Annotated in this window: 7 protein-coding genes; 1 reads left to right on the top strand and 6 read right to left on the bottom strand. The window is 75.2% G+C overall.

What is annotated here, in order from left to right:
- The 6 genes from WDZ17_RS16865 to WDZ17_RS16890 all read right to left on the bottom strand — a co-directional run.
- The coding region (locus WDZ17_RS16865) for a glycoside hydrolase family 2 TIM barrel-domain containing protein (RefSeq protein WP_339576339.1) at positions 1-1,662 on the bottom strand (1,662 nt) is incomplete at its 3' end.
- Entirely contained in the window at positions 1,659-2,606 is a 948-nt protein-coding gene (locus tag WDZ17_RS16870; protein WP_339576340.1) for a carbohydrate ABC transporter permease, read from the bottom strand. The genes WDZ17_RS16865 and WDZ17_RS16870, both read right to left, overlap by 4 nt.
- On the bottom strand, positions 2,603-3,586 hold the full coding sequence (locus WDZ17_RS16875; RefSeq protein ID WP_339576341.1) for a carbohydrate ABC transporter permease: 984 nt from the start codon (positions 3,584-3,586) through the stop codon (positions 2,603-2,605). The genes WDZ17_RS16870 and WDZ17_RS16875 overlap by 4 nt, the downstream gene beginning before the upstream one ends.
- Positions 3,583-4,935 (bottom strand): extracellular solute-binding protein, encoded by a 1,353-nt coding sequence (locus WDZ17_RS16880; protein WP_339576342.1) that lies wholly within the window; start codon positions 4,933-4,935, stop codon positions 3,583-3,585. The genes WDZ17_RS16875 and WDZ17_RS16880 overlap by 4 nt, the downstream gene beginning before the upstream one ends.
- 84 nt (positions 4,936-5,019) lie before the next feature.
- Positions 5,020-6,093: a sulfite oxidase gene (locus tag WDZ17_RS16885; RefSeq protein ID WP_422632026.1), complete on the bottom strand. Its 1,074-nt coding sequence runs from the start codon at positions 6,091-6,093 to the stop codon at positions 5,020-5,022.
- A gap of 141 nt (positions 6,094-6,234) precedes the next feature.
- Positions 6,235-6,792, bottom strand: a complete 558-nt coding sequence (locus tag WDZ17_RS16890; RefSeq protein WP_339576344.1) for a CGNR zinc finger domain-containing protein — start codon at positions 6,790-6,792, stop codon at positions 6,235-6,237.
- Positions 6,793-6,871: 79 nt separating this feature from the next.
- Between WDZ17_RS16890 and WDZ17_RS16895 the strand changes: the two genes are divergently transcribed.
- Positions 6,872-7,894 carry an EamA family transporter gene (locus tag WDZ17_RS16895; RefSeq protein WP_339576345.1) on the top strand — a complete coding sequence of 341 codons (1,023 nt, stop codon included), beginning with the start codon at positions 6,872-6,874 and terminating at the stop codon, positions 7,892-7,894.
- Positions 7,895-7,987: the final 93 nt, after the last annotated feature.

The following is a 7,987-nucleotide window of genomic DNA, read 5'->3' on the forward strand; positions in this document are numbered from 1 at the left end:
CTGACCCCTCGCCCAGGGGAATCTTCGCGTCAGCGCGTCGTACTCGGCGACCGCACCGGGTCCGTTGCCCATGGCGTGCACGTACTCGCACATGAGGAACGGCATCGAGCGCAGCCGCCGCGACACGGCCGGTCCCGCCCACGCGACCGGCCCGACGCCGGGGTCGTCGCTGCCGATCGCCTCGACCTCCTCGAGCGTCGGGTACATCCGGCTGTAGACGTCGGTGTAGGCGCCCTCGTGGTCGCCCTCGTAGTGCACGGGCCGGCTGGGGTCCAGCCGTCGGACCTCGGCCGCGGCCGCGGCGAGGTTGCGCCCGGTACCGGCCTCGTTGCCGAGGCTCCAGAGGACGACGCAGGCGTGGTTGCGGTCGCGCCCGACGGTCCGGCGCACGCGGTGCACGTAGGCCGCCTCCCAGCACGGGTCGTCGCTGGGGTTGCCGCGCCAGCCGTTCAGCTCGAAGCCGTGCGTCTCCAGGTCGTTCTCGAGCACGACCCAGAAGCCCAGCTCGTCCATGAGGTCGAGCAGCCGCGGGTGCGGCGGGTAGTGGCTCGTGCGGATCGCGTCGACGCCGTGCCGCTTCATCAGCGCGAGGTCCTCGCGGGCGTGCGCCTCGTCGAAGACCCGGCCGCGGTCGGCGGCGATCTCGTGCCGGTTGACGCCGCGGAAGACGACCCGGCGCCCGTTGACGAGGAACCGGTCGCCCTCGACCCGCACGGTCCGGAAACCGGCCCGCAGCGAGACGGTCTCGCCGCGCGAGGCGACCTCGACGTCGTGCAGGCGGGGCACCTCGGCGCTCCAGGGCTCGACGGCGGCGACGTCGACGGGCGCGACCTCGGCCGCGCTCGCCCACGTCTGCTCGACCCCGAGCTCGGGCACCCGCAGCACGACGGGGAAGGCGTCGTCGGCGGCGTCCACCCGGACGTCGAGACGCCCTGCGCCGGCGCGGTGGTCGTACTCCGCCAGGAGCGACACGTCGTCGAGCGAGCCCGCCGGCCGGGCGAGGAGCGACACCTCCCGGAAGACGCCGGGCAGCCACCACTGGTCCTGGTCCTCGAGGTAGGACGCCGCCGACCACTGGTGCACGCGCAGCAGCAGCGCGTTCTCGCCGGCGCGCACGAGCCCGGTGACGTCGAGCTCCTGCGCCAGCCGGCTGCCGGTCCCGGTGCCGACCTCGACCCCGTTGAGCCAGGCGCGCCAGGCGCTCTCGACGCCGTCGAGGCGCAGCAGGTGCCGGGCGGCGCCGGTCCACGCCGCCTCGTCGGGGACCTCGAAGGTGCGCCGGTGGTCCGCGGTCGGGTTCTCCGTCGGCACGTGCGGCGGGTCGACGGGGAAGGGGTACTGCACGTTCGTGTACCAGGGCCGGCCCCAGGCGCCGTCGCCGTGCAGGACCCAGTGCGACGGGACGGGGATCTCGTCCCACGCGCCCACGTCGGTCCCCGGCTCCGACAGGGCCGCGAGCGCGCCGTCGTCCTCGCCACCCCCGGCCGCGGTGGGCCAGAGCCGGAACGCCCACGTGCCCGAGAGGTCGAGCTCGGGCGCGTCGGTGCGCACGCGCGCCCGCGGCGCGCACCGCCGCCCGCTGCCCGGGGCCGGGTCCTCGAGGTGGGCCGGCAGGACCGGCCCGCCCGTGGTGGTCGTGGGCAGCGGGCGGGGGGAGGTCACGCCTTGACGGCTCCTTCGGTGAGCCCGCCGCGCCAGAAGCGCTGCAGGACGATCATGAGGACGACGAGCGGCACCACCGACACCAGCACGCCGCCGATGGTGAGCTGGTAGAACTCTGGCAGACGGTCCACCTGGCCCCGCCACGTCGTCAGGCCCAGCGTCACCGGGTACAGCCGGCTGTCGGCGAGCATCACGAGCGGCAGCAGGTAGTTGTTCCAGATCGCGATGGTCTGGAACAGGAGCACCGTCACGAGCGCCGGTGCCATCGCCCGCAGCGCCAGCGTGTGGAAGATGCGCAGCTCGCCCGCCCCGTCGATGCGCGCCGCCTCGACGACCGAGACGGGCACCGCCGCGCGGGAGTAGATGCGGCACAGGAAGACCCCGAACGGCGACACCAGCGACGGGACGAGCACGCTCCAGTACGTGTTGGCGACGCCGACCTGGCTGAAGAGCAGGAACAGCGGCAGCGCCGTCGCCGTGGCGGGCACGAGCACCCCGCCGAGGATCACCCCGTGGATGAGCCCGTTGCCGCGGAACTCGTACATCCCCAGGGCGTAGCCGGCGGCCGCGGCGAGGTACGTCGCGAGCACCGCCCCGACCCCGGCGTAGAGGAACGAGTTGGCGAGCCACCGCAGGAACAGGCCGTCGTCGTAGCCGATCACCAGCCGCAGGTTGGTGAGCAGCTGCGGGGTGTCGGAGAACCAGAAGCCGTTCGTCGTGAAGAGGTCGTCGGTGGACTTCGTCGCGGCGACGAGCACCCAGTAGACGGGGACGAGGAAGTACACCGCGACGACGACGAGGACGGCGGTGACCAGGATGGTCGTCGCCGGCCGCCGGGGCCGACGACGCCCCCCTCCGGCGGGCTCCCCGCCCGGCCGGTCCGGGGCGTCCTCGGCGGCGTCCGGGACGGTCGTGCTGCCGGTGGGCGGGGGCGCGACGCTCATGACCGGTCCTTCCGGTTGGTGAGGGCCAGGAAGAGCCCGGAGAGCACGAAGGCGGCCAGCGCGATGAGCACCGACTGCGCGGCCGCCACGCCGTAGTCGTTGTTGTTGAAGGCCGAGTTGTACGCCGCGAGGTTCGGCGTGTACTCGTTGCTGATCGCCGTCGAGACGCTCTGCAGCACCTGCGGCTCCGCGAACAGCTGGAGCGTGCCGATGATCGAGAAGACGATCGCCAGCAGCAGCGCCGGCCGGATGAGCGGCAGCTGCAGCGACCACGCGATGCGCAGCGGTCCGGCTCCGTCGACGCGGGCCGCCTCGTAGAGGTCGCCCGGGATGGACTTCAGCTGGGCGACGATGATGAGCATGTTGTAGCCCGCGTACGCCCACGTGACGATGTTGGCGATCGACCACAGGACCGTGGACGGGCCGAGGAAGTCCACGTCGATCCCCAGGAGCCCGGCGACGTCGACGACCGGGGACAGCCCCGGCACGTAGAGGAACGACCAGAGGATCGTCGCGATGACGCCGGGGATGCCGTAGGGCAGGAAGTAGATGGTGCGGAAGGCCCCGGGCCACCGCGCGGACGCCGACTCCAGCAGCAGCGCCAGCACCGTCGCCAGGACGATCATCACAGTGACCTGGACGACGCCGAAGAGCAGCACGCGGCCGACCGACTCGACGAAGGCCGTGCCCTCCAGCGCCTGGCGGTAGTTCGCGAGGCCGCCGAAGCCCGACGTCGTGCCGTCCTCCCCGAAGAGCCCGCTGCGCTCGACGCGCGTGAAGCTCTGCCCGACGGCGTAGACGATGGGCAGCAGGAAGCTCAGCGTGAAGATGACGAGGAACGGCGCCATGAGCATCCACGGCGCCCGGCGGACCGCGGACGAGCGGCCCCGGCCCCGTGCGGGTGTCGTCGCCCCGACGCCGCCCGGCCCGCGCCCGTCCGGGCCCCGGGCCGCCGAGCGCGCCGCCGTCGGGGCGCTCACGAGACCACCTCGGCGGACAGGCCCTTCTCGCGGAAGATCTCGACGACGTCGCCCTCCATCGCGGCGACGGCGTCGACCATGGTCGTGCCGCCCGTCACGACGGTGCGGAAGCGGTCGCCGAGGCCGTCCATGACCTGCTGGGCGATGGGCGGCCACGTCCAGTCCAGGTTCTGCTCCTGCGCCGCCGGGGCGAAGACCTCGGTGCCGTAGGCCTGGCCGCCGAAGAACTCCGAGCCCTCCTGCCGCGCCGCGCCGATGTAGTCGGTGGCGGGCGACCACCCGATGCCCGAGTACCGGATCATCGCGTCGATGCCCTCCGGGCTCGTGGTCATCCACGTCGCGAACTCGAGCGCCTCGTACGGGTGCTCGGAGCCCGCCATGAGCGCCGCGGTCGAGCCGCCGAGGTAGCTCGAGCCGTAGCTGCCGGGGAGGTCGGACCAGACGGGCATCGGGGCCACGCGGAAGAGGCCCTCGGCCCCGGTGGCGCCCTCGAGCAGGGCGTCGCCCCACGAGCCGCTCGTCAGGGCGGCGATCCGCCCGTCGCCCACGGCGGCGAACCACCCGGGCGAGTACGGCGCGAGGGACGTGTTGACGACGCCCTCGCTGACGGCCGTGTCGAAGTGCCGGGCGACGGCCATCGTCGCGTCGTCGGTCATGTTGACGAGCCAGCGGTCGTCCTCGGGCGTGAACCAGACGGCGCCCGCCTGGCTCGCGTAAGCGAGGAAGACCGACGTGTCGCCCACGGGGAAGCTCTCCAGCCAGCGGTTCGGGTCCGCGGCGTGGACGGCGCGTGCGGTCTCGAGCCACTCCGCCCACGTCGCGGGCGGGCCGGCCCCGACCTCCTCGAGCAGGTCGGGGCGGTAGAACGTCGCCATGGGGCCGGAGTCCTGGGGGACCGCCCACGCGGCGTCGAGGAAGCTCACCTGCTCGACCAGCGCCCGGTCGTACTGGCCCGCGACCTGGTCGAAGCCGTACCGGGACACGTCGACGAGCCCGCTCTGCAGCAGGAAGCTCGGCACGTTGCGCATCTCGACCTGGGCGAGGTCCGGCCCGCTGCCGGCCGCGATGGCGGCGAAGAGCTTCTGGTAGCCCCCCGCGTTGCCGCCGGGGATCCACACCGCCTCGACCTGGATGTCGGGGCGCTGGGCGTTCCAGACGTCGCAGACCTGCTGCAGGTCCTTGAGCCACGCCCAGTACTGCAGCCGCACGACCTCGCCGGACGCCGCCGGCGGGATCGTGCCGGTCGTCGTCGGCGCCGCGCCGACGGTGCCGCACCCCGCGAGGCCGGCGAGCCCGGCGGCGCCGAGCGCACCCCCTCGCAGCAGGGAGCGGCGGCTGAGGGTCGTCATGGGTCCCACCTCCCGGCCGGTCTCCGTCGACCGGCTTGCCCGCACGCTAACCCCGTCCGCCCCCGCGGTCACGGGTGCGGGACGTCAGGGCGCGGGCGGCGCCACCGCCAGCCGGGCCCGGGCCCAGGAGGTGTTGCCGTAGCCCTTGGGGTTCCACAGGTCGGCGGCGTGCTCGGGCTGCAGCGCGCCCGTCGAGTCCCAGGCGCGCGCGACGACGTCGACGTCCCCGGGCGCGAGGTCGGTGCGCAGGCGCCAGTGCTGCCACGTCCACGGCCCGTCGGGGGCGTCCACCTCCGCCTGCGCCCAGGTCGCGCCGCCGTCGGTGGAGACGTCGACACGGGCGACGGCGCGGTCCTGCCCGGCGTAGGCGTAGCCGGTGAGGACCGCGCGACCGCAGGGCACGGGGCTGCCGTCGGCCGGGTCGAGCAGCTCGCAGGACAGGGCGGCCGGGCCGAGGGAGATGCCGTCCCCGGGGCCGGCGGCGCGCGGGTCGGCCTCGGGGGGCAGCACGCGGTAGGCGGTCGCCTGGAAGTAGTTGTCCGAGGGCTCGGCGGTGACGGTGATCCCGGTCAGCCACTTGACGCTGCGCGCCCCGATCCAGCCGGGCACGACGACGCGCACCGGGGCGCCGTGCACCCGCGGCAGCGGCTCGCCGTTCATCCCCCAGGCCAGCAGGACCTCCGGCGAGGTCGCCTTCGCGACGGGGACCGAGCCCCCGTAGGGCTGCGGCGGGTCGGCGACCTGCGAGACGTCCGGCGCGGAGAAGCAGACGTGCTCCGCGCCCTCGCGCAGCCCGGCGGCGGCGAGGACGTCGGCCAGCGCGACACCGGTCCACGTGGCCGTCGACGTCGCGCCGCCGCGCCACGGGTCCTCGCCGGGGATGTCGCGGACGGCGACGAGGCCCGCGCGGCGGTTGCCCGCGCACTGCAGCGTGGCGGGCAGGGTGCGCTCGGCGAAGCCCGCGCGCAGGTCCTCCAGGGTCAGCTCGAGCTCGCGCTCGACGAGGCCGTCGACGCGCAGCCGCCAGGTCGCGGGGTCCACCTCGGGCACCGGGCCGTGGTTGCGGCTGTAGAAGGTGTCGGCCGAGGTGACGGGCTCCCCGGCCAGGGCACCGAGCGGGGGCTCGGCGTTGTAGGGGTCGTGCTCGTGCACGAGCATGTCGCCACGCTTGCCCCACGTGCCCACGTCGCCTCCTCGAGATCGGGGCCGGTCCTCGCCCGCGCCCGCCGCCCGGCCAGCGTGGCCCGGGGAGCACGGGCCCGCGAGCCCGCGCCGTCGACGGTCCTGCGCGCCGCCGCTCTACGCCCGGGACGCGGCCCGGGCGCGGTAGGCGGCGGCCGCGACCCGCGCCCCGCAGCCCCCGTCGCAGAAGCGCTTGGAGCGGTTGCGGGAGAGGTCGACGAGCACGGCGTCGCAGTCGTCCGCGGCGCACGTCCGCAGCCGCGAGCGCTCGCCGACCCGCAGGACGTCGACGAGCGCCATCGCGGCCTCCACCGCCATCCGCTCGGCGAGGGGGGCCTGCGGCGTCGTCGCGTGCAGGTGCCAGTCCCAGCCGTCGTGCCGGACGAGCTGCGGCAGCGCGCGCGCCCGGCCGAGGAGGGCGTTGACCCCCGCCACCTGCTCGTCCTCCTCGGCCGTCCACAGCCGCCGCAGCTCGGGGCGCAGCGCGCGGACGGCGTCCAGCTCGGCCTCGTCGTGCGTGCGCGACCCGGTGTAGTCCCACTCGTCGACGAAGGCGTCGAGGGCCGCGGCGTCCGGCAGCCGCTCCTCACGGCGTCCCGGCGCCGTGCCCGGTGCCGTGCCCACGAGCGCCGCCGCGGTCGCCAGCGACACCTCGGTGTCATGGGCGAAGACCATGGTGACTCCTGACCTAGGCTTCGTAGGCGTCATGAGCGTACCGTCTGACGACTCATGACGACCGAGGAGAGGGGGACCCGTGGCGACGACCGAGGGCTCGACGGACCGTCCCACGGCGGCACCGAGGGCCGCCGCGGCCGCGACAGGTCGGGCCCGGCTGACCGGCCTCGGGGTCGCGCTGCTGTCGGCGCTCGTCTTCGGGAGCTCCGGCTCCCTCGGCAAGGGCCTGCTCGAGACGGGCTGGTCGCCCGGCGCCGCCGTGCTCGCCCGGGCGCTCGTCGGCGGCCTCGTCCTCGCCTTGCCCGCCGTCCTCGCGCTGCGCGGCCGCTGGCACCTGCTGCGGGCCGACGCGTGGCTCGTGGTCGCCTACGGGGTCGTCGCCGTCGCGGGCTGCCAGCTGGCCTACTTCACGGCGGTGCAAACGGTCTCGGTCGGCGTCGCGCTGCTCGTGGAGTACCTGGCGCCGGCCCTGCTCGTCCTCCTCGCCTGGGCCCGGGGGCGGCGGCCGAGCCGGCTCGTGGCCCTCGGCACGGTGCTCGCGCTCGCCGGGCTGGCGCTCGTCGTCGACGTCACGGGGGGCCTGCGGGTGGACCTCGTGGGCATCGCGTGGGCGCTGGCCGCCGCGTGCGGCCTCGCCGCCTACTTCGCCCTCTCCGCGCGGCCGGGCGCCGGCCTGCCGCCGCTGGCGCTCGCGACCGGGGGCCTTCTCGTCGGCGCCGCCGTCCTCGGCCTCGCCGGCCTCGCGAGGGTGCTGCCGCTGGCGACCTCCACGGACGACGTCGCGCTCGCCGGCCGCTCGCTGCCGTGGTGGGTCGCGGTCCTGGCGCTCGGCGTCGTCGCCGGGGCGGTCGCCTACGCCACCGGCGTCGTCGGGGCCCGACGGCTGGGCACGCGCACGGCCTCCTTCGTCGGCCTCACGGAGGTCGTCTTCGCCGTGCTCGTCGCGTGGCTGCTCCTCGGCGAGCTGCCGCTGCCCGTCCAGCTGCTGGGCGGCGTCCTCGTCGTCGCCGGGGCGGTCGCGGTGAACGCCGACGAGGGTCGCGCCGGTCGTCCGCGGCGCCGCCGGCGGTCCCGCGTGCCCGTCGACCCGCCCGTCGCCTGAACCAGCTCGTTCTTCTCGCGAGGCGACCTGCCGATGTCGGCCGCCCTCGGCGTCACCGCAGGTCAGCAACCCTGCGCCGTCTTCGAGGCGCAC

It is taken from the genome of Pseudokineococcus basanitobsidens (assembly GCF_037482545.1).
GTDB classification, from domain to species: domain Bacteria; phylum Actinomycetota; class Actinomycetes; order Actinomycetales; family Quadrisphaeraceae; genus Pseudokineococcus; species Pseudokineococcus basanitobsidens.

Excerpts from the sequence above, each read along its gene's own strand:
- WDZ17_RS16885 (WP_422632026.1), bottom strand. The coding sequence starts at position 6,093 with ATGCTCGTGCACGAGCACGACCCCTACAACGCCGAGCCCCCGCTCGGT.
- WDZ17_RS16890 (WP_339576344.1), bottom strand. The coding sequence starts at position 6,792 with ATGGTCTTCGCCCATGACACCGAGGTGTCGCTGGCGACCGCGGCGGCG.
- WDZ17_RS16880 (WP_339576342.1), bottom strand. The coding sequence starts at position 4,935 with ATGACGACCCTCAGCCGCCGCTCCCTGCTGCGAGGGGGTGCGCTCGGC.
- WDZ17_RS16870 (WP_339576340.1), bottom strand. The coding sequence starts at position 2,606 with ATGAGCGTCGCGCCCCCGCCCACCGGCAGCACGACCGTCCCGGACGCC.